The sequence below is a fragment of the Micromonospora sp. KC606 genome (assembly GCF_004348675.1).
Lineage (GTDB): Bacteria > Actinomycetota > Actinomycetes > Mycobacteriales > Micromonosporaceae > Micromonospora.
Genome location: NZ_SMKN01000026.1, coordinates 1 through 20,394, shown reverse-complemented (window position 1 = coordinate 20,394; position 20,394 = coordinate 1). Strand labels below are relative to the sequence as shown.

Below are 20,394 nucleotides of genomic sequence, written 5' to 3'. Positions count from 1 at the left end.
CGGGATCCCCGAGCGGGTGGTCAGCGCCCTTCAGCTGGCGGCGACCGGCGGCAAAGTGCGTCGAACGATGTATCAGCATGTCAGTCCGTCGACGGGCAGCGCTTCTCTCCTGCCTGGCGCTGCTGAGAATCGCGGCCACGTCGCCGGCGCACCTGGACGACGCGGTCAAGGTGATCGAGGAGGCCTGCGGCGAGCCGGTGAAGCTCGTCGAGCACCACTCCGACCTCACCCACTGGACCGCCCGCCGCCTCACGCGTCGTAGTCGACGGTGAGGGTGTCGGTGGTCGGGCTGGACTGGCAGGTGAGCACGTACCCTGCGGCGACCTCGGCCGGCTCCAGCGCGTAGTTGCGCGCCATCGTCACCTCGCCGTCGACGATCTTCGCCCGGCAGGTGGAGCAGACCCCGCCCTTGCAGGCGTACGGCAGCTCGCCGCGGACCTTCAGCGCGGCGTCCAGCACCCGCTCCGCACGCCCCATGGTGAAGGTCGACGAGCGGCCGTCCAGCACGATCGTCACCTCCGTGCCCGCTCCCGGCTCACCGGCCGGGCGGCGGACCGGCTCCGGCGGGGTGTCGACGTGGAACAGCTCGCTGCGCACCGCCGACTCCGGCACCCCGCGCCCGGCCAGCACCGCCTTGGCGTCCACCACCATCCCGTACGGGCCGCAGAGAAACCACTCCTCGATCGCCTCGCCGGGCACGATGGTGTCCAGCAGCCGGGTCAGCCGCTCGGCGTCGATCCGGCCGGACAGCAGCGGCGACTCCCCCCGCTCGCGGGAGAGCACATGCACCAGGTGCAGCCGAGTGGGGTAGCGGTCCTTCAGGTCGGCCAACTCCTCGGCGAACATCACCGTGTTGGCCGTACGGTTGCCGTACACCAGGGTGAAGGTGCTGGCCGGCTCGACGGCCAGGGCGGTCGCGACCAGCGAGAGCACCGGGGTGATGCCGGAACCGGCGACCACCGCGCCGTAGCGGCGCACCCGGTCCGGCGCGAACGCCGTGGTGAAGTGCCCGAGCGGGGGCAGCACGTCGACGGTGTCACCGTGCCGCAGGGCGCCGCAGGCGTACGCGGAGAACGCGCCGCCGGGAACCTCCCGCACCCCGATCCGCAACCGGCCGTGCCGGGCCAGCTCGTCCGGCGCCGAGCAGATCGAGTACGACCGCCGCACGTCCGCGCCGTCGGCATCGGCGGAACCGGCCGGACGCCGCACGGTGAGGTGCTGGCCGGCGGCGAACGCAAAGATCTCCCGCAACTCCTCCGGCACGGCGAAGGTGATCGCCACGGCGTCGTCGGTGAGCCGGTCGACGGCGGCGACCCGCAGCGGGTGGAAGACCGGCCGGCGGCGGGCCGGCCGGGTGATCGTGACAGTCACAACGCCTTCAGGTGGTCGAAGGGTTCGGCGCAGTCGCGGCAGCGCCAGAGGGCCTTGCACGCCGTGGAGCCGAAGCGGCTGATCTGCTCGGTCTCGGGCGAGCCGCAGCGCGGGCAACGCACGGCCAGGGTCAGCGGCACGACCCCGCCGGACGCGGCCGGCGGGGGTGGGGCGATGCCGGCCTCGGCCAGTTTCGCCCGCCCGCGCTCGGAGATCCAGTCGGTGCTCCACGCGGGCGCGTGGACCGTGCGTACCTCCGCGTCCGGGTGGCCAGCGGCGGCCAGCGCCCGGCGGATGTCCGCCCGGATCACGTCCATCGCCGGGCAGCCGGTGTACGTGGGGGTAATCGTGACGGTCACCCGGCCGGTCGCCGGATCCTCGTCCACCGCCCGGAGGATGCCCAGCTCGTCGATGGTGATCACCCGAATCTCCGGGTCCACCACCGCCGCCACCGCGGCCCTCGCCGTGCTCACCAGTGCCAGCCTCCGATCGCGACTGCGGGGCTCCGCTGCGCTGCACTCCTCGCGCTCACAGTGCCAGCCTTTCGTTCGCGACTGCGGGGCTCCGCTGCGCTGCACTCCTCGCGCTCACAGTGCCAGCCTTTCGTTCGCGACTGCGGGGCTCCGCTGCGCTGCACTCCTCGCGCTCACCACCGCGCCCCGGGGTGGGCACGGTGCAGCACCTGCATCTCCGCCAGCAGGTACGACAGGTGCTCGGTGTGCACGCCGTCCCGGCCGCCGGCCGGCGCCCAGCCGCTCTCCGGCCGGGTCAGGGTCGCCTCGGCGAGCACGGTCGTGACGGTGGCGTCGAAGTCGGCCCGCAGGGTGGCCGGGTCGACCGGCGCCGCCGGGTCCGCCGCGAACAACTCGTGGACGTACGGCCAGGTCCCGTCGACGGCGGCCTGCATCCGGCGGTGCGACTCCCCGGTGCCGTCACCGAGCCGCCGCACCCACAGCGCGGCGTGGTCCAGGTGGTACGCGGACTCCTTGCGCGCCTTGCCGCCGATCGCGGCCAGCTGCTCGTCGCCGCAGCCGGCCAGTGCGGTGTAGAGCGGAAGTTGGTACGCCGCCAGGAAGAACAGCTTCGCCATGGTCACCGCGAAGTCGCCGTTGGGCAGCTCCACCAGCAGGCAGTTGCGGAACTCCCGGTCGTCACGCAGGTACGCCAGCGCGTCCTCGTCCCGGCCGGCGCCCTCCAGCTCGCCCGCGTACGTGAGCAGCAGGCGGGCCGCGCCGAGCTGGTCGAGGGCGATGTTGGACAGCGCGACGTCCTCCTCCATCTCGGGCGCGCGGGAGGTCCACTCGGCGAGCCGCTGCGCCGCGACCAGCGCGTCGTCGCCGAGGGCGAGGGTGAACTCGAAGGGGCCGCTCGCGCTCACAGGACTGGTCTTCGTTCGCGACTGCGGGGCTCGCAGAACCGGCTCACTCCTCGCGCTCACAGGGCTGGTCTCCGTTCCCGACTGCGGGGCTCGCAGAACCGGCTCACTCCTCGCGCTCACAGGTGGGCCACCCCGTCCGGCACCTCGTAGAAGGTGGGGTGGCGGTACACCTTGTCGGCGGCCGGGTCGAAGAAGGCGTCCCTCTCGTCGGGGCTGGACGCGGTGATCGCGCCGGACGGGACCACCCAGATCGACACCCCCTCCTGTCGGCGGGTGTAGAGGTCCCGCGCGTGGCGCAGGGCCAGCTCGGCGTCGGGGGCGTGCAGGCTGCCGACGTGGGTGTGCGACAGCCCACGCCGGGCCCGCACGAAGACCTCCCAGAGCGGCGAAGGCTGCCGTTCGCCTGGCCGACCGGTTCGCTCGCTCACGCCGCCACCCTCTCCTCGTGCCGCGCCCGCTTCGCGGCGTACGCCGCGGCGGCCTCGCGGACCCAGGCGCCCTCGGCGTGGGCGCGCCGCCGGTGTGCCATCCGTTGCCGGTTGCACGGCCCGTCGCCCGAGATGACCCGCATCAGCTCGTCGTAGTCGGGCTGGGTGAAGTCGTACGCCTGACGCTCGGGGTTCCAGCGCAGGCCCGGGTCGGGCAGGGTGAGGCCGAGCGTCTCGGCCTGCTGCACGCACATGTCCACGAAGCGCTGGCGCAGCTCGTCGTTGGAGAAGCGCTTGATCTTCCAGGCCATGGACTGGGCGGAGTGGGTGGAGTCGCCGTCCGGCGGGCCGAACATCGCCAGCGACGGGTACCACCAGCGGTCGACCGCGTCCTGCGCCATCGCCTTCTGCGCCGGGGTGCCGTGGGCGAGGGTGTGCAGGATCTCGTAGCCCTGCCGCTGGTGGAACGACTCCTCCTTGCAGACCCGGATCATGGCCCGCGCGTACGGCCCGTAGGAGCAGCGGCACAGCGGCACCTGGTTGACGATCGCCGCACCGTCGACCAGCCAGCCGACGACGCCGACGTCGGCCCAGGTCAGCGTCGGGTAGTTGAAGATCGAGCTGTACTTCTGCCGGCCACTGAGCAGCAGGTCGACCAGTTCGTCGCGGCTGACTCCCAGGGTTTCGGCGGCGGCGTAGAGGTAGAGGCCGTGGCCAGCCTCGTCCTGCACCTTGGCCAGCAGGATCGCCTTGCGCTTCAGCGACGGCGCGCGACTGATCCAGTTTCCCTCGGGTTGCATCCCGACGATCTCGGAGTGCGCGTGCTGGGCGATCTGTCGGATCAACGTCCTCCGGTACGCCTCCGGCATCCAGTCGCGCGGTTCGATCTTCTGGTCGGCGTTGATCACGTCGGCGAAGTACGACTCGGGATCGGCGCCGGCTGCCACTGCGCCGCCGCGACCACGGGCCGCCGCGGCGCGCAGTGCCGCCTCAGCCGCCTCGACCTGGCCGAGGAGGCCACCGTCGGGAGCATCCACCGCGGCGAAGTCGTTGCCATACATGCCCCAAGTGTTACAGCTCCATCTATTCGACACCAGAGGGTGTAACAGGATTCCGAGATCCCTCGGGTCGCCGGGCTGCCGCCGCCCGGCGGCATCGACCGGAAACCGGCTATGACTTGTGCCACTTCTTCAAGATGAATCCCCCCAAGTCGTGCATATCGGTTCTATAACCCGCCTTCACAGCAATTACATACGCGTCGGAACTGGCGTGTCGCCTTTCCGAAAGTAGACTTCCCCCGTCACACCGATCGGCTGCTGACGATCGCCGACAACGGCCACCATCCCCCGGCCGGGCGATCGAGTCGACCCCTGACGGCACAGCCGGTCCCCCCGGCCCTGACATCTGGAGTTCACCCACTCATGCGATCTCGCGTGATCATGGTGCTCGCCGTAGCTGCGGTCCTGCTCGGCGTCGGTCTGCTGGTTCCGGCCGCGTACGCGCGGCTGTCCGACGGCGACGGCGGCCTCGGCGGCGGGGCCGAGCAGGTCCCCGTTCCCGAGCCCACCGAGCCCCCGGCACCGACCCTGGCCGCCGGCAAGGTCTCGGTGAACTTCACCGGCGAGTTCTTCGGCTGGGCCCTGATGGACCGGGAAACCGGTGAGATCGCCGGCTCGGAGAACATGGCGCGGACCAGTTCCACCGAGTCCATGCTCAAGGTCTGGATCGTCTCGGACTACCTGCGCCAACTCGGCGACAAGGAGCCGCCGGCGGCGTTGAAGAAGGCGGCGAGCACCGCGATCCGGGACAGTGACGACACCGGGGCGAACAAGGTCTTCGCCGCCGCCGGCGGCACGTACCGGGTGGAGGGGAACGGACAGCCCGACCCGGTCATCCGGCGGGCCATCAGGATCTGCGGCCTGACCGACACCAAGCGCGGCAACGTGTCCCCGTACGAGGGCTGGTGGAGCTTCACCCGGATGTCCCCCCGCGACGCCGTCCGCCTCGGCGACTGCGTCGCCGACGGTCGGGCCGCCGGCCCGAAGTGGACGAAGTGGGTGCTGGACGAGATGGCCAAGGTCCGCGGCAGCGTCACCGACCAGCAGTTGCGTTCGGGCGGCGGCAAATGGGGCATCATCGACGGCCTGCCCGCCGCCATCAAGGCACAGGGGCCGGTGAGCATCAAGAACGGCTGGACGGCTTTGAACTACGACGGCAACTGGCACGTAAACTGCCTTGCCGTCACCGACAAATGGAGCCTCGCCGTGATGCTGCGTTACCCGCAGAAGAGCAAGCTCGGATACGGTGCGAAGGTCTGCGCCAGCGTCGCCACCCAGTTGGTCACGCCGCAGCCCGGCGCGGCCCTCAAGGTGCCGCAGCAGCCGGTCGGGAAGCTCTGATGGCCGGCAACCGGCGCGGACGGCGCGGTGACTCGTCCGTGCTGCGGCTGGCCGCCTTCTCCGCCCTGCTGATCGGTCTGGTGTTGGTGTCGCTGCGACTGCTCCCCGGTTCCCCGCTGGCCTCGGCGGCGGCCGCCCGCTGGGGCGACCCGTCCACTACGGAGCGGTCCACCAGCCAGCCGTCCGATCGCAGCAGCCGGCCGGCCGCGTCCCCGACGCCGTCGCCGTCGCTGGAGCCGCTGCCGTTCCAGAACGAGCAGGTCGACCTGAATCTCAAGGGCTGGTACGCCTGGAGCGTCCTGGACGCCCGGACCGGAAAGTTCATCGGCTCGGAGAACATGGCCGAGACCAGCACCACCGCCTCGCTGATCAAGTCCTGGATCGTCGCCGACTATCTGCGCACCACCGCCGAGGACGGGAAGACCCCGAGCGACGCCAAACTCGCCGACGCGACGCTGATCATCCGGGACAGCGACAACACCCGGACCGAGCAGTTCTACAACTCCGTCGGGCGGTCCGCCTCGATCAAGCGGATGATCTCGATCTGCGAGACCACCGACAGCAGCCCGTCCGCCGACAAGGGCTGGAGCCGGACGAACCTCTCCCCCCGGGACACCGCCCGGCTGGGCGCCTGCATCAAGGACGGGCGCGCGGCCGGTCCGAAGTGGACGAAGTGGCTGCTGAACGAGATGCGGCTGGTCCGCGGCACCGGTGACTTCGGCATCCGCAAGGCGTTCCCCGCTGCCGAGCGCCGAACCATCGCCATCAAGAACGGCTGGGTCGACCGGACCCGGGAGCAGGAGATCCACGTCAACTGCCTGGCGATCGCGGACGACTGGACGATGGGCGTGATGGTCCGCTACCCGATCGGGCTGGGCTACGAGTACGGCATGAAGAACTGTCAGAAGATCACCGAGGCGGTGCTCGGCAAGGACGTCTGAGCGGTTCGGCCGGCTCAGCCGGCGAAGAACTGCGGGCCGGTCGCCGGCAACGGCGGGGTCTCCCCGGCCACCGCCGCCCGCCGGGCGAACTCGCGCAGCCCGGCCACCTGCCGCTCACCCAGAGAGAAGTCGAGGGTGCGGAAATAGGTGGCCAGGGTCGCGGTGTCGAACGGCTCCCAGCGGGCCGCCGCCTCGGCGACCTGGTCAAGCTCGGCGAGACAGAGGTCACGGGAGCGCAGGAACGCCTCGTGCACCTCCTTCACCATGCCCGGGTGGGCAGCGGCGAAGTCGCGGCGTACCGCCCAGACGGCGAAGACCATGGGCAGGCCGGTCCAGTCCCGCCATGCCTGGCCCAGGTCGGTGACCTCCAGCCCACGACGGGGTGCCTCGTACAGGGCGCGCAGCGCCACGTCGCCGATCAGCACCGCGGCGTCGGCCTCCAGCAGCATCTGGGTCAGGTCGGGCGGGCAGCGGAAGTAGTCGGGACGAACCCCGTAACGCTCGGCGAGCAGGAGCTGGGCCAGGAGCACCCCGGTCCGGGAGGTCGAGCCGAGGGCGACCCGCACGCCGTCCAACTCCGCCAGGGGCCGGGTGGAGACCACGTTGACCGAGAGCACCGGCCCGTCGCTGCCGACCGCCAGATCCGGCAGGAGCAGCAGCTCGTCGGCGTGCCGCAGGTACTCCACCTGGGTGATCGGCCCGATGTCCAGGTCACCGGCGACGAGCGCCGCGCTGAGCCGGTCCGGCGAGTCCTTGTGCAGGTCGACGTCGAGCAGCGCGCCGGAACGCATCAGCCCCCAGTAGATCGGCAGACAGTTGAGGAACTGGATGTGTCCGACCCGGGGGCGGGCCACGCGCTCAGCCATGGCCCGACCGTATCCCCGCCGTACGCGCCCGGCTCAGCGGGCCGGCCCGGAAGTGGCCAACCCCGCACCCTCGGGCCCGCCTCGACCGGCGCGTCCCCCGGGTGGCTGACCGTACGCCGGTGACCAGCACGGGACTTGAGCGCAGACTATGGGACTTGAAGACAGATCTGGGTCATCGACCTGGAGGCCGTGGACCAGCAGAGCCCGGGTCGCCTCCCCCGTGTTCCCGGCTGGGACGATCGATAGGTGACGGGGAGCAGCGCCCCCGGGCGAACCATATTCGCACCCAGGTTCCACAGCCGGTTCAGGGCCGCGCCCGGACCCCAGCGGTTCTGCGCCCACCGGCGAAAATCCGGTTGCCCGGCCCGTCGCCCGGAGTAAACTGCTCTGTCCCGCCCGGCGGCCGCGGTGTGTAGCACCGCAGCGGACGTCCCCGCGCCGACCACCCTGTCGGAAACGCGAGCGGCAGTGTTGTTTCCCGTGTCGAGGAGTACGTGGATGACCCTGCACGCCCAAGAACAGTCGTTGGACGGCGAACTCGCCGCCGAACGCGCCCACCTGGACGCCTCCCGCGCCGCCCTGCGCCGGATGCGAGACCGTGCCGAGGCGCTCTTCGCCACCGGTGACAAGGTCGCGGGGGACGCGTACACCGCCGAGCAGCTCGGCCGGCACATGGCCCGGCGGGTCAAGGAGCTGGCCGACGACCCGACCACGCCGCTCTTCTTCGGCCGGCTCGACTTCGGGCCGGTCGACCCCGACCACGCCGGGCGGGACTACCACGTGGGGCGGCGGCACGTCACCGACGACCTCGGTGAACCGCTGGTGCTGGACTGGCGGGCCCCGGTCTCTCGGTCGTTCTACCGGGCCAGCGCCCGTGATCCGCAGGGCGTCTCCGTCCGCCGCCGGTTCGGCTTCAACGCCGGGGTGCTGACCAGCTTCGAGGACGAGCACCTGGACCGGGGTGAGGAGCTGGGCACCGCCAGCCGGATCCTCACCGCCGAGATCGAACGTCCCCGCGTCGGCCCGATGCGGGACATCGTCGCCACCATCCAGCCCGAGCAGGACGAACTGGTCCGGGCCGACCTGGCAGACTCGATCTGCGTCCAGGGCGCGCCGGGCACCGGCAAGACCGCAGTGGGGTTGCACCGGGCCGCGTACCTGCTCTACCTGCACCGGGAACGGCTGCGCCGATCGGGTGTGCTGATCGTCGGTCCGAACCGGGCGTTCCTGTCGTACATCGCGGCGGTGCTGCCCGCGCTGGGCGAGGTCGAGGTCGCGCAGGCCACCGTGGAGGACCTGGTCGCCCGGGTGCCGGTCCGGGCGGTCGACGACCCCACCGTGGCAGTGCTGAAGCACGACGTCCGGATGGCCCAGGTGCTGCGCCGGGCCGTCGACGCGCACATCGGTACACCCACCGAGCCGATCATGGTGTCGGACGGCTCGTACCGCTGGCGGATCGGCCTGGACCCGCTGCACCGGGTGGTCGAGGAGACCCGCGGCGAGGGCCTGCCGTACGCCACCGGGCGGGAACGGGTCCGCGCCCGGGTGGTGGGGTTGCTGCAACGCCAGTCCGAGGCGCGGCGCGCCGAATCGCCCAACGACGCCTGGCTGCGCCGGATGGGCAAGGCGCAGCCGGTCACCGCCTTCCTGGACGCGGTCTGGCCGGCGCTGACCCCGGAAGGGCTGTTGCACCGACTCTGGTCCGACGCCGACGCGCTCGCGGCGGCGGCCGACGGACTGCTCACCGCCGACGAGCAGGCACTGCTCCAGAGCCGTTCGCTCGGCGCCCCGGCGGGCCGGGACGCGACCGGCACGAGACTCGGCCGCACCCCGAAGGCAACGAGGTGGACGGCCGCCGACGCGGTGCTGGTCGACGAGGCGGCGGGGCTGGTCGAACGCCCGGGCGGCTACGGACACGTGGTGGTCGACGAGGCACAGGATCTCTCCCCGATGCAGTGCCGGGCGATCGCCCGGCGCAGCGAGCACGGTTCGATCACCCTCCTCGGCGACCTGGCCCAGGGCACCGCGCCCTGGGCCGCCACCGACTGGCGGGAGTCCCTGGCCCACCTGGGCAAGCCGGACGCGACGGTGGTGCCGCTGAGCGTCGGCTTCCGGGTGCCCGCCGCGGTGGTCGCGTTCGCCAACCGGCTGCTGCCGGCACTCGCCGTCGACGTGCCCCCGGCCGAGTCGCTGCGCCGCGACGGCGCGCTGGACGTGCGTACCGTGACCGACCTGACGGCCGCGACGGTGGCCGAGGTGCGGGCGGCGCTCGGCCACGACGGCTCGGTCGGCGTGATCACCGCCGACGACGCGGTGGCCGGGCTGCGCGCGGCGCTGGCCGCCGCCGGGATCGACACCGCGACCGCCGACGACGTCGAGGCCGCGGCGCGGGTCACCGTGGTCCCCGCGACCCTGGTCAAGGGCCTGGAGTACGACCACGTGGTCGTCGTCGAGCCGGCCGCGATCGTGGCCGCCGAGCCACGTGGCCTGCACCGGCTCTACGTGGTGCTGACCCGGGCGGTTTCCCGACTCACCGTGCTGCACACCGCCCCGCTGCCCGCCCCGTTGGGCTGACTGGCGTCCCGACCTGCGGCAGACGCACGACCGCCCGCAGCAAGGGCGCAGCCGCCGACGTCGCGGTGGTGGCGTTGTCGACCGACGACCCGGTCACTCCGCTACTTCTCGACGAGATACATCGGAACACCGAACCCGTCACGGCGCGCGAGCAGGCTGTCGATGGCCTCACGCTCGGGCTTCGATCCGTAGGTCACCTGGATCAGCGCACGGTCCTGGCCCTTGGGGCACGGCGAGCCCACGTTGACGGAGATGCCTTTCCCCAACGCCTCGATGTCGGTGGCGAAGGCCTGGTTCCTGGTGAGCGCCGCAGTGGCCTCGGCCGTGGTTGGTAGTTCCCCGCAAGGTGGGTGAGTGTTTCTCGACATCGGGATCACACCGCCGAGAACCGCAGCCGCGCCCGCGCCGACGGTGACCACCACCACAGCGCAGATCGCGATCTTGGATTCCAGTGACATGGGGAGTCCTTCCGCCCTAGTGGGACTGACTGACGGGGTGCGCGGCAGTTCGTCCGCTCCCGATCTCGTGCCGTGAGCTGCAGGCCTCGATCATTTCCGAGTCGTGCGTGGACACGATGACCGTGCGACCACTCGCGGCGAACTCCGCGAACAGGGCGATGACCTTTCGCCGGTTGGCGGCGTCGAGCGACGCGGTGGGCTCGTCGACGAACACGACCGCGGCTCGCTTGTAGATGGCGCGGGCCAGCGCGAGCCACTGTTTCTCGCCACCGCTGAGGTGGCTGGCCACCTCGTCCTGCCGGCCCGCCAGCCCGGTCTGCTCGAGAACCTGCTCCAGCCGCTTCCCGTCGCCGGTGGCCCGCCTGCCCAGCAGGCTCGACTGCATTGAGACGTTGAAGGCGACCGACTCCTCATCCATGATCCCGTAGTCCTGCAACACGAACGCCGCGTGGTCACGCCAGAACCGGCGCCGCGCCGCCGAGCCGTACTTCGTGGCGTCCCTCCCATCGATCAGGATGCGGCCCCGATTGACCGGGAACAGCAGCCCGAGGCAGTGCAGCAGCGTGGTCTTCCCGGACCCGCTCGGGCCGACCAGGGCGGTCATCGTCCCGGGCTCGCAGCGTACGAAATCGCCGTCGAGCACCTGCCGCCCGCCGATCGCCACGGAAACGTCCTCGGCCTCAACCAGCATTGGAACTCCCATCAGATTCGACGCCTGCTGACACCGGCGAAACACCAGTTCGCGGCACACAGATGGCTCAGCGGAACAACGAACACCCCCAACAGCGCGGCCACCAGCAGGGGCCCCATCGCCTCGGGTCTCTGAAACAGCGCGACCAGGGCCACGAGCGCCACGCTGGCCAGCAACTCCTTGACCACCCGGCTCTGCAGAATCCGCGCCCACGACCGGCCGGACAACCTCAACGGGAAGTCGCGCCTCGCGTGCAACAGGGCCGTGATCAATGCACTGATCGCGGCCGCGACCGCGAAGGCGACGACCAGGGCGGCGAGCGCGAGATTCATCAGCCAGACCAGGTACGCCATGAACTGCGCCCGAAGAATCCCGTCCTCCGCGACGTAGACGACACCCAGTTCGCCCTTGACCCCCCGGTCTCTCAGGGCCGCTGCGGCGAGCCTGTTGCGCTCGAACAACGCCTGGGTGGCCGCTACGCCGGTGAACAGGATGTTCCTGCTCGAGGCCATCGACGTCAGGTCCTGGTCATTGATCGTCGAGTGCAGGGACGGCATGACGGCGACAAGGACATCGTCCAGGAAACTCAGACTCCCGCCGCCGCCACCCCGACCGACCGGCAGTCGGAATCCGTCCGCGGGCCGCAGGTATCCGAAGCCCGACAGGATCTCCCCACTGGCACCCTGGCTTCTCGACCACAGTTTGAACGTCTCGCCGAACTCTCGGGTGACCATGTCTTTCACGCGGTCGTACGGCACCGGCGTGAGCGCGTCCGGCGGCGCGCTCGTGGTCATCAGGTCGAGCCATCGCTGGTTCACGAAGCTGACCGCCGAGTAGTCGCCGAAATCGCCCTCCCACTGCTCCGCCGAAAAGGTGTACGAAAAGGCGACCGCTTCGGCCGATTCACCGTCTTTGATCAGGTTGCCGATCTGCGGTTCGAGGCTGGTCATCTCCTCGTCGCTGATCCCGAACTGGACGACGACCTGGTCCGCCAGGTTCTTCCACTGCGCCATCTCGGCGGCGGTGGCGGACGAACTGCGATACGCCGACCAGGCCGGTCCGGCCGCGCCCACTACCAACAGGAAGGTCAGCGCCTGGAGGATCACGGCCGCCGAGCGCAGGCTCTTCACCGCGGGCTGGCGGGTGGCCAGCATGGTGGCACTAGGCCAAGCGGAGGCCGACATGGCCAGGGCAACCAGCAGTGACACGGCGATGACCGCGATCTCCACGCCGGCCAGCGCCTTGACGAAGACGCTGACGTACAGCCAACCACGAGCAAGGCCTACGTAGCCGGCGGCCGCGAGAGTGACAGCGGCTGCCGGAACGAGCAGTGCGGCCGCGAACCCGCCCAGGTCCTGTGCCTGGATACGCAACGTGGGACAGCCACCGAGCACCCGGAGCGCGCGGCTACGCGCCTTCATCGACAGCCAGAACAGCGCCAGCGCCGCGATGAGGGCGAATGCGGCCAGGACGGCCGCGGCGAAACCGCCCTCCCGCATGGCGAACCGGAGACTGTCGGTGATGGACGCGTCGGTTCGGGTCACCCGTACGCCCGCGCTGCCCAGCCGGCTCTCGAACTCGCCGAGCCGGGCGCTGTCGCCTGTGACGAGATAGGATCCGTCGGGCGAGGAGTTGGCCAGCCGATCCCTGCCAACGACCTTTCCCACACCGGAGCCGCTGAACCAGCGGAACGTCGCGGGCAGGCTCCCGTCGTTGAGGGCAACGAGAACGAGCCCGTCGCTGTCGCCGGCCAGGTCCGGTGCGATCCTCACCAGTCCCAGGTTCCAGTCGGCATCCATCTGCGCCAGTGCCGAGAACGCCTCCCGGTCGCTGAACTGCGATTCCCCGAAGTCCAGGCCCAGCCTGCTTTCCGCGCCTATGGCCTGCGGAAAGTCCCGGTCGTGCAGATCGGTGACGATCACCGCCACCAGAGCCAGCAGAGAGAACAGGGCCGCTGCGACCACCATTACCACGCGCCTGTACAACGACCCTCCCGGGCGATCTCTAGAGACTCTTGCGGGAGGTGGTGCCACCCGCCGTACTCCAAACAACCAGGCGGAGCGCGACGGAACATCGGGCCGTGGGCGGTATCCGGAGTCCTTTGTCGGCCCTGAGCCCGTCAGACCGTGGTCCGATGCGGGTACCCGCGACCTCCCGGATCAAGATGACCGAGGGACCACGGACCCACCGACACAACCGGGAGAACCGGAAAACGGTAGGGTTCACCGCATGACCGAGAGCCGGCGTCGCTCCCGTCAATCGTGGCTACTGTTGCCGGCCGGTGCGCTGCTCATCGTGATGATGGCCGTCCTCGCGCTCGGGCTCACCTGGCCGTGGGTCACCGTTTTGCTGTTCGGCTTCGCGGCGGTCTCCGTCTGGGCGATTGTCCGGCTGCTGGTCGAGCGGGCCGAGCACGAGAGGGCGATGGCGCGGCGGGATGTCGCGGAGGCGGTGCTCGCCGAGCGCCTGCGCCTCGCCCGCGACCTGCACGACATCGTCTCCCACGGCCTCGGCATGATCACCGTACGAGCGGCGGCCGCCGCGCATCTGCACGCCCGCAAGCCGGACGATCAGGCGCTGCTGGCCGCCATCGAGGACGTGGAAGCCATCAGCCGGAAGGCGACGGTCGAACTGCGCCGCATGCTGGACGCGCTGCGGGAGGTCGACGACCGTCCCGCCCGCCACCCCACGGAGACCCTGGCATCCCTGCCGGAGATCATCGAGGGTGCCCGCCGGGCCGGCCTGCGCGTGGAGTTGACCCAGGAAGAGTTCGGCGCCGTGTCTCCGGGCGCTCAGGTGGCGATCTGCCGGGTCGTCCGCGAAGGGCTGGCCAACAGCGCGCGTTACGCCGGCTCGACCACCGTCGACGTCCGCCTGACGCGAACCCCGGCGGCGGTCAGCGTGACCATCGACGACGCCGGGCCGACCCGGGGCTGGGCCGTCCGGCCCGGCGCCGGCCACGGCCTCATCGGGTTGCGGGAACGGGTGAGCAGCCTGGGTGGGACCCTGACGGCGGAGCCGCGGGCGAAGGAGCAGGGAGAACCTGCGGGGTTCCGCCTCGAAGCCATCATTCCCGAGGGGGCGGCGTGACCGAGTGCGATCGGCCCGTGCGGGTCGTACTCGTCGACGACGAGCCCCTGCTCCGGCAAAGCCTCGCGATGATCATCAGTGCCGAGCCTGATCTCGCCGTGGTGGGGGAGGCCGGCGACGGTGTGGAGGCTGTTGCCACCGCCAGGGCCACCGCGCCCGACGTGGTGATCATGGATGTCAGGATGCCGCGGCTCGACGGCATCGAGGCGACCCGGGGCATCTGCCGGCTCTCGGAGCTCGCGCACACCCGGGTGCTGGTCCTGAGCATGTTCGACCTCGACGAGTATGTGTTCCACGCTCTGCGTGCCGGGGCTAGCGGCTTTCTACTCAAGGACAGCCGGCCCGACGATCTACTCAATGCCATCAGGCGTACGCACAGCGGTGAGTCACTCTTCGCCCCGTCGATTCTGGCGCGCCTGGTCGAGCACTACGTCTACCGGCGGCACACCGTCGCTGCCGGTTCCGCGCAGTCCCGGCTCGATCAGTTGACCGCCCGGGAGGCCGAGGTGCTCGGCCTCATCGGGCAGGGGCTGTCCAACGACGAGATCGCCGCGCACCTCAGCATCGCCGTCAAGACCGTCAAGTCCCACATCTCACACCTGCTGAGCAAGCTCGCGGCCCGCGACCGGGTGCAGCTTGTGATCGCCGCGTACGATGCCGGCCTCGTGAATCCCGCGTCTCCCCCCGCACCTGACCAACGGCCATAGCGCTCATCCGGAAAGGGCGGGAGTGTGTCGGTTTCCATGGCTGGGCTGACGTGACCCGGCTTGCCCACACCGGCGACCATGGACGGTGATCGTCCATGAGGGAGTGCGAGGCAGCTGTCACGACGAGGTTTACTGATGGCCGGGGCCGGCGGCGCGCTGGCGGTCGCGGCACGACTGGCCGGCACGCCGCAACGGGCGGAGGCGGCGGGACGACTGCCCGGGGAGGCACTGGCCGCCGGGCTGTCCGCCGTCACCGACGCCGGGATGGTGGGCGTGTTTGCGGAGGCGCGCGACGGCGGCAGCCGCTGGCGGGGTGCGAGCGGCTTGGCCGACCTGGACACCGGGCGGCCGATGCGGGACTGCCTCCAGCACCGGGTCGGCAGCATCACCAAGACGTTCGTGGCCACCATGCTGCTGCAACTCGTCGGCGAGGGCCGGCTGGCGTTGGACGCCCCGATCGACCGCCACCTGCCGCAGTACGCCGTCGACGGGGTGACCGTCGAGATGCTGCTCAACCACACCAGCGGCATCGGTGACTACGACACCGTCCTGTTCACCTCCGGTGAGGACGTCGAACGCCACCGGTACACCACGTTCACCCCGGATCAGCTGGTCCGGCTCGGGCTGGCCGCGCCACGGACCGGCGCGCCGGGCGAACGGTTCGACTACTCGAACACCAACTACATCCTGGCCGGGCTGCTCATCGAACAGGTGACCGGACGGCGCGCCACCGAGGAGATCGGCCGTCGTCTGATCCGCCCGCTGCGGCTGACCGACACGTACTTCCCGGGCCGCCGCACCCGGATCGCCGGCCCGCACAGCGCCGCCTACCTGCCCTGGTACGACGGCGCCCTGCGGGACTTCAGCGAGACGAACATGTCGTGGGCGTGGACGGCCGGGGAGCTGATCTCCACGTCGGCCGACCTGAACCGCTTCTTCCGGGCCCTGCTCGGCGGCCGGCTGCTGCGCCGGGCCGAACTGGCCCGGATGCGCACCACGGTGCCGCTGGTGCCCGAGCAGCCGGAGGTGGGCGGGTACGGCCTCGGACTGTTCTGGCTGGCTCTGCCCGGCGGGCCCTACTGGGGGCACGACGGCCTGGTCTTCGGCCACAGCGCGATCTCGCTGCACAGCCCCGACGGCACCCGCCAGGTGACCCTGGGCAGCAACGTCACGCACTACGCCGTGCCCGGCACACCCGACCCGATCGCGGACGCCACCTTCGCCTTCCTGGTCACGGCGCTCGGCGGCGCGTCGTCCGCGGCGCGCACGGTGGCTCCGGCCGGGGCACGCACCGTGGCCCCGCTCCCCGGCGGGCCGGCGCTGGTCCGTCCGCTGCCGGTGGCGCCCGGGCAGCGGGTCGCGGCGCGACGCTGACGCAAAGCCGTGGCCGGCGCGGGGCCGGGCGGCGGTACGCGTGGCACCCCGTGCCGGCGGGACGAGGAACGCCGCTTCACCTGACCATTTGTCCGGTTCCGGCCCGGCGGCCGATCCGGCGGTGCCACGATGCCGGCAGGGTGAGCCGTCCGGCCACCCCACCAGCGGAGGGGGTCACCGTGAGCGGCGTCGAGCCTGGCACGCCCTGCTGGGCCGACCTGGCCACCCCAAATCTGGCGGACGCGAGACGCTTCTACCGGCAGTTGTTCGGCTGGACCGACCGGGTGTCCCGGCAGCCCGAGGCGGGCGGCTACACCACCTTCCTGCTGGACGGCCGAGCGGTGGCGGGGGCCGGTCCACCGGCCGTCTCCGACCAGGTGTCGGTCTGGTCGACGTACGTGGCCACCGACGACGCCGATCTGGCGGCCACCCGGGTCGAGGCGGCCGGCGGGCAGGTGCTGGTCGCCCCCTTCGACGTCTTCGACCAGGGGCGGATGGGCGTCTTCGCCGACCCTGCCGGGGCCACGTTCAGTGTCTGGCAGCCGATGGCGATGCGCGGCGCGGAGGTGCTCTGGGTTCCCGGGGCGATGGCCTGGAACGAGTTGGTCACTCCGGACCCGGAAGGCGCCGGGCGCTTCTACGAGTTGGTCTTCGGCTGGCACCCGATGGACGAGCCGACGGGGTCGATCACCTACACGGGCTGGCGGTGCGGGGCGCGGATCGTGGCCGGTATGACGTCGCCGCCGGAGGGGCGGCCCGTTGAGGTGAACGCGTACTGGTCGGTGTTCTTCGCGGTGGCCGACGCCGCCGCCGCAGACCGCGCGGTGGAGCTGGGCGGCACCGTCCTCGTCCCGCCCCGGGACTCCCCCCAGGGTCGGCGGGCCATCCTCCGCGATCCGCAGGGCGCCCTCTTCGCCATCCTCGCCCTCGCCGCCTGAGGACTCCCGCCGTCACAAGGTACGCCGGGTCGCGGTATCTCCATCGACGGACACCGCGATCTGCGGCAGGTCGCGGCAGAAGCGCCGTCAGCGCGGGCGGACCGGGACGACGAGCGGGCCGTGCTCGCCGGAGACGACCCGGACGTGCGCCCGGTAGTGGGTGGCGAGCAGTTCCTCCGTCAACACCTCGACGGGCGGGCCGTCGGCGACCACCCGGCCGTCGGCGAGCAGCACCAGGCGGTCGGCGTACTCGCCGGCGATGGAGAGGTCGTGCATGGTGGCGAGCACGGTCAGGCCGTGTGCCCGGCGGAGCTGGTCGACCAGCTCCAGCACCTCCTGCTGGTGGCCGATGTCCAGCGCGCTGGTCGGCTCGTCGAGCAGCAGCAGGGTGGCGCCCTGAGCCAGCGCCCGTGCCAGGAAGACCCGCTGCCGCTCCCCGCCGGAGAGGGTCGCCAACTCCCGGCCGTGGAAGGCGGCCAGGTCCAGCCGGTCCAGCACCTCGTGCACGGCGGCCAGGTCGGCGGCGGACTCGCGGCCCAACGGCGGGATGTACGGGGTGCGGCCGAGCAGCACGTAGTCGAGGACCGACATGCCGGCCGGCACCACCGGGGACTGGGCGACGGTGGCCACCACCCGGGCCCGCGCGCGGGGACGCATCGCCCGCAGCGGCGTACCGCAGAGGGTGACGGCGTGCCCGGCGGGGAGCAGGCCGCCGACGGCCCGCAACAGGGTCGACTTGCCGGCGCCGTTGGGGCCGATCACGGTGACCCACTCCCCGGCGGCGACGGTCAGGTCGACGCCGGCCAGGATCGGCGCGCCACCGAGGGTGACGTGCAGGTCGCGCACCTGAACCGCCGGGGAGGTGCCGGTGCCGGTGCCGGTGCTACCAGGGTTCACGAGAGCACCCGCCGGGCGGTTCGCAGCACCAGGACGAAGAACGGGCCGCCGAGCAGGGCGGTGACCACGCCGATCGGGATCTCGGCGGGCGCGGCGGCGGTCCGGGCCACCACGTCGGTCATCGCCAGGAACGCTGCGCCGAAGAGCATCGACAGCGGCAGGATCACCCGGTAGCTCGACCCGGCGAGCAGCCGCACGGTGTGCGGCACGATGATCCCGACGAAACCGATCAGGCCGGAGGCGGACACGGCCGCGGCGGTGCCGAGCGAGGCGGCGGCGATCAGCAGGTACCGGGAGCGCTGCGGGTGCAGCCCGAGGCCGGCTGCCTCGTCGTCGCCGAGGGAGAGCACGTCCAGTTCCCGGCGGTGCAGCAGCACCACGACGGCGGTGAGCGCGAAGTACGGCAGCACCAGCAGGACGTCGTGCCAACCGGCTGTGGCGAGCCGGCCCAGCAGCCAGGAGTAGACCTGCTGGATGCTGTCGGAGTGCCGTTGCAGCAGGTAGGTCTGCCCGGCGGAGAGGAACGCCGAGACGGCCACCCCGGCCAGGATCAGCGTCGCCGGGGAGCGGCGTTTCCCACCGGCAGCGCCGAGCAGGTACGTCATCGTCACCGCGCCGAGCGCGCCGACGAAGGCAGCCAGCGGCACGGCCAGCGGCAGCCCGGACAGCGGGTCGCTCGCCCCGCCGAGGGCGATGACGGCGGTGACCGCCAGCCCCGCCCCGGCCGCCACGCCCAGCAGGTACGGGTCGGCGAGCGGGTTGCGGAACACCCCCTGGTACGCCCCGCCGGCCAGGGCGAGCAATCCGCCGACGAGCAGGCCGAGCACCACCCGGGGCAGTCGCAGCTGGGTGACGATGGCGGTCTCCCCGGCGGTCAACCCGCTGTCGAGGTGCACCCCGGGCAGCAGGTTGAGCAGTTCGGCCGCGACACCGCCGGGCGGCAGGCTGACCGGGCCGAGGGAGACCCCGGCGACCAGGGCGAGGAGCACCGCCAGCACACCGGCGGCGAGCCACCGCTTGCGCAGCCCGGCCGGCCGGCCGGCGGGTACGCCGGCGGGCCGGGCCGGGTCGGGCGTGCCGGCCCGCCGAAGTGGCGTGGTGCGCACCGTCACGGACGGGTCGGGCTCACGCGGGGACCTTGGCGGTTGCCTCGACGATCGCGCGGAGCAGATCGACCACGCGCGGGCCCCAACGGGAGGCCACGTCGTCGTCGAGTTCCACGACCCGGTCGTTCTTGACGGCGCTCAGCCCGGCCCAGCCGTCGCGTGCCTTGACGGTCGCCGCGCTCTGCTTCGCCTGCTGCACGTCGGCGAGGAAGATGAAGTCCGGGTCGGCCTTGACGATGACCTCCTGGGAGACCTGCGGGTACCCGCCGGCCTTGCCGTCGGGGTCGGCGCCGTCGGCGATGTTCTCCAGCCCCGCGAGGGCGTAGATCGAGCCGATGAAGGTCTTGCTGGTCGTGGTGTACAGCTCGGGGCCCAGCTCGTGGAAGTAGGTCAGCTTCTCCGGCCGCTGCGGCAGGTCCTTGGTGAGCTTGGCGATCTCGTCCTTCATCCGCCGGGTGACGTCGGCCGCCTCGCTCGGGTGGCCGGTCAGCGTGCCCAGGTCGGTGATCTGCCGGTAGCTGTCGTCCAGGGTGGCCGCGGCCGGGGTGAGCAGCACCGGGATCTTCAGCGCGGTGAGCTGGTCGACGATCTTGTTGGTGTCGTTGGAGAGGACCACCAGGTCGGGGCCTCTGGCCGCGATCGCCTCGGCGTTCGGCTGGAAGCCGGACAGCTCGCTCCTCGGCGCCTCCGGCGGGTAGTTCGACTGGTCGTCGACGGCGGCGACCTGCTTGCCGGCGCCGATGGCGAAGAGCATCTCGGTCACGGTCGGCGAGAGCGACACGATCTGCTCGGGCCGCTTCTCCAGCGTCAGCCTCCCGACGGTGGCCGGGAAGGCGGCGTCCGCCGAACTGCCGGTGGCCGGGGTGTCGTGCGAGGTCTTCTCGGCGCAGGCGCCGAGGGTGAGCGCCGCCACCGCGAGGGCGGCGGCGAAGAGCCGGGGGGTACGGCGGGACATGTTCCTCCTGTCGGTCGAGGTGGTGCTTCGCCGACAGGGTCCGCTGCGCGTGCCCGTCCGCGAGGCGCCCTTCCTCGAGAGCGCGTATCGCGACCGGCCCGCAGGCGACCTGGCTCGTCCCCGCTTCCGGCGGGGCATCACAGTTGCGGGACAGCGCCGGTTTCGCACCGGCTTCGCTGCGGGCTGATCGGTGCCACGGTAGCGCACGACCAGCGGCTGTC

At 71.5% G+C, this 20,394-nt stretch carries 20 protein-coding genes and 1 riboswitch; of the genes, 8 read left to right on the top strand and 12 right to left on the bottom strand.

Going from position 1 to position 20,394, the window contains the following annotated elements:
* The first annotated feature begins 77 nt into the window (after positions 1–77).
* Positions 78–272 carry a hypothetical protein gene (locus tag E1193_RS08970; protein ID WP_132182078.1) on the top strand — a complete coding sequence of 65 codons (195 nt, stop codon included), beginning with the start codon at positions 78–80 and terminating at the stop codon, positions 270–272.
* Here the strand turns inward: E1193_RS08970 and paaE are convergent.
* From paaE to paaA, 5 genes are all read right to left on the bottom strand, one after another.
* A complete protein-coding gene (paaE, locus tag E1193_RS08965; RefSeq protein ID WP_132182076.1) occupies positions 250–1,371 on the bottom strand; it encodes a 1,2-phenylacetyl-CoA epoxidase subunit PaaE in 1,122 nt (373 codons plus the stop codon). The genes E1193_RS08970 and paaE overlap by 23 nt on opposite strands.
* Positions 1,368–1,844 carry a 1,2-phenylacetyl-CoA epoxidase subunit PaaD gene (gene paaD, locus E1193_RS08960; protein ID WP_132182074.1) on the bottom strand — a complete coding sequence of 159 codons (477 nt, stop codon included), beginning with the start codon at positions 1,842–1,844 and terminating at the stop codon, positions 1,368–1,370. Before paaD ends, paaE begins: the two co-directional genes overlap by 4 nt.
* Before the next feature lie 173 nt (positions 1,845–2,017).
* Positions 2,018–2,749 (bottom strand): 1,2-phenylacetyl-CoA epoxidase subunit PaaC, encoded by a 732-nt coding sequence (gene paaC / locus E1193_RS08955; RefSeq protein WP_243707438.1) that lies wholly within the window; start codon positions 2,747–2,749, stop codon positions 2,018–2,020.
* Between the two features lie 116 nt (positions 2,750–2,865).
* Positions 2,866–3,177, bottom strand: a complete 312-nt coding sequence (paaB, locus tag E1193_RS08950; RefSeq protein ID WP_132182072.1) for a 1,2-phenylacetyl-CoA epoxidase subunit PaaB — start codon at positions 3,175–3,177, stop codon at positions 2,866–2,868.
* Positions 3,174–4,238 carry a 1,2-phenylacetyl-CoA epoxidase subunit PaaA gene (gene paaA / locus E1193_RS08945; RefSeq protein ID WP_132182070.1) on the bottom strand — a complete coding sequence of 355 codons (1,065 nt, stop codon included), beginning with the start codon at positions 4,236–4,238 and terminating at the stop codon, positions 3,174–3,176. Before paaA ends, paaB begins: the two co-directional genes overlap by 4 nt.
* A gap of 360 nt (positions 4,239–4,598) precedes the next feature.
* On the opposite strand from paaA, the gene E1193_RS08940 reads away from it, so the two are divergent.
* Both E1193_RS08940 and E1193_RS08935 read left to right on the top strand, forming a co-directional pair.
* The gene (locus E1193_RS08940; protein ID WP_132182068.1) at positions 4,599–5,576 is read left to right on the top strand and encodes a hypothetical protein; all 978 of its coding nucleotides are present in this window, start codon (positions 4,599–4,601) and stop codon (positions 5,574–5,576) included.
* Positions 5,576–6,517: a hypothetical protein gene (locus E1193_RS08935; RefSeq protein ID WP_132182066.1), complete on the top strand. Its 942-nt coding sequence runs from the start codon at positions 5,576–5,578 to the stop codon at positions 6,515–6,517. Before E1193_RS08940 ends, E1193_RS08935 begins: the two co-directional genes overlap by 1 nt.
* A gap of 14 nt (positions 6,518–6,531) precedes the next feature.
* Here the strand turns inward: E1193_RS08935 and E1193_RS08930 are convergent, their stop codons facing one another.
* A complete protein-coding gene (locus E1193_RS08930; RefSeq protein WP_132182064.1) occupies positions 6,532–7,383 on the bottom strand; it encodes a menaquinone biosynthesis protein in 852 nt (283 codons plus the stop codon).
* Between the two features lie 498 nt (positions 7,384–7,881).
* On the opposite strand from E1193_RS08930, the gene E1193_RS08925 reads away from it, so the two are divergent.
* The gene (locus tag E1193_RS08925) at positions 7,882–9,957 is read left to right on the top strand and encodes an AAA family ATPase (RefSeq protein ID WP_132182062.1); all 2,076 of its coding nucleotides are present in this window, start codon (positions 7,882–7,884) and stop codon (positions 9,955–9,957) included.
* Positions 9,958–10,058: 101 nt separating this feature from the next.
* Here E1193_RS08925 and E1193_RS08920 read toward each other — a convergent pair whose 3' ends face one another.
* The 3 genes from E1193_RS08920 to E1193_RS08910 are packed head-to-tail and all read right to left on the bottom strand — an operon-like array spanning position 10,059 to position 13,073.
* Positions 10,059–10,415, bottom strand: a complete 357-nt coding sequence (locus E1193_RS08920) for a hypothetical protein (protein WP_132182060.1) — start codon at positions 10,413–10,415, stop codon at positions 10,059–10,061.
* A gap of 16 nt (positions 10,416–10,431) precedes the next feature.
* Positions 10,432–11,106, bottom strand: coding sequence for an ATP-binding cassette domain-containing protein (locus tag E1193_RS08915; protein WP_132182058.1), 675 nt, complete (start codon positions 11,104–11,106; stop codon positions 10,432–10,434).
* An 11-nt stretch (positions 11,107–11,117) separates the two neighbouring features.
* A complete protein-coding gene (locus E1193_RS08910) occupies positions 11,118–13,073 on the bottom strand; it encodes a hypothetical protein (protein WP_243707437.1) in 1,956 nt (651 codons plus the stop codon).
* Between the two features lie 262 nt (positions 13,074–13,335).
* Here E1193_RS08910 and E1193_RS08905 point away from each other — a divergent pair, with 262 nt between their 5' ends.
* From E1193_RS08905 to E1193_RS08890, 4 genes are all read left to right on the top strand, one after another.
* The gene (locus E1193_RS08905) at positions 13,336–14,196 is read left to right on the top strand and encodes a histidine kinase (RefSeq protein ID WP_132182054.1); all 861 of its coding nucleotides are present in this window, start codon (positions 13,336–13,338) and stop codon (positions 14,194–14,196) included.
* Positions 14,197–14,213: 17 nt separating this feature from the next.
* On the top strand, positions 14,214–14,903 hold the full coding sequence (locus E1193_RS08900; protein ID WP_279433310.1) for a response regulator transcription factor: 690 nt from the start codon (positions 14,214–14,216) through the stop codon (positions 14,901–14,903).
* A 135-nt stretch (positions 14,904–15,038) separates the two neighbouring features.
* Positions 15,039–16,277 carry a serine hydrolase domain-containing protein gene (locus E1193_RS08895; RefSeq protein WP_132182050.1) on the top strand — a complete coding sequence of 413 codons (1,239 nt, stop codon included), beginning with the start codon at positions 15,039–15,041 and terminating at the stop codon, positions 16,275–16,277.
* 179 nt (positions 16,278–16,456) lie between these two features.
* On the top strand, positions 16,457–17,215 hold the full coding sequence (locus E1193_RS08890) for a VOC family protein (RefSeq protein WP_132182048.1): 759 nt from the start codon (positions 16,457–16,459) through the stop codon (positions 17,213–17,215).
* An 87-nt stretch (positions 17,216–17,302) separates the two neighbouring features.
* Here E1193_RS08890 and E1193_RS08885 read toward each other — a convergent pair whose 3' ends face one another.
* From E1193_RS08885 to E1193_RS08875, 3 genes are all read right to left on the bottom strand, one after another.
* A complete protein-coding gene (locus E1193_RS08885; protein ID WP_132182046.1) occupies positions 17,303–18,112 on the bottom strand; it encodes an ABC transporter ATP-binding protein in 810 nt (269 codons plus the stop codon).
* Positions 18,109–19,137 carry an iron ABC transporter permease gene (locus tag E1193_RS08880; protein WP_243707440.1) on the bottom strand — a complete coding sequence of 343 codons (1,029 nt, stop codon included), beginning with the start codon at positions 19,135–19,137 and terminating at the stop codon, positions 18,109–18,111. The genes E1193_RS08885 and E1193_RS08880 overlap by 4 nt, the downstream gene beginning before the upstream one ends.
* Positions 19,138–19,237: 100 nt before the next feature.
* Complete coding sequence (locus E1193_RS08875; protein ID WP_132182044.1) at positions 19,238–20,173, bottom strand: ABC transporter substrate-binding protein; 936 nt, start codon at positions 20,171–20,173, stop codon at positions 19,238–19,240.
* Positions 20,174–20,281: 108 nt separating this feature from the next.
* Positions 20,282–20,345, bottom strand: a riboswitch (cobalamin riboswitch).
* Between the last annotated feature and the right edge of the window lie 49 nt (positions 20,346–20,394).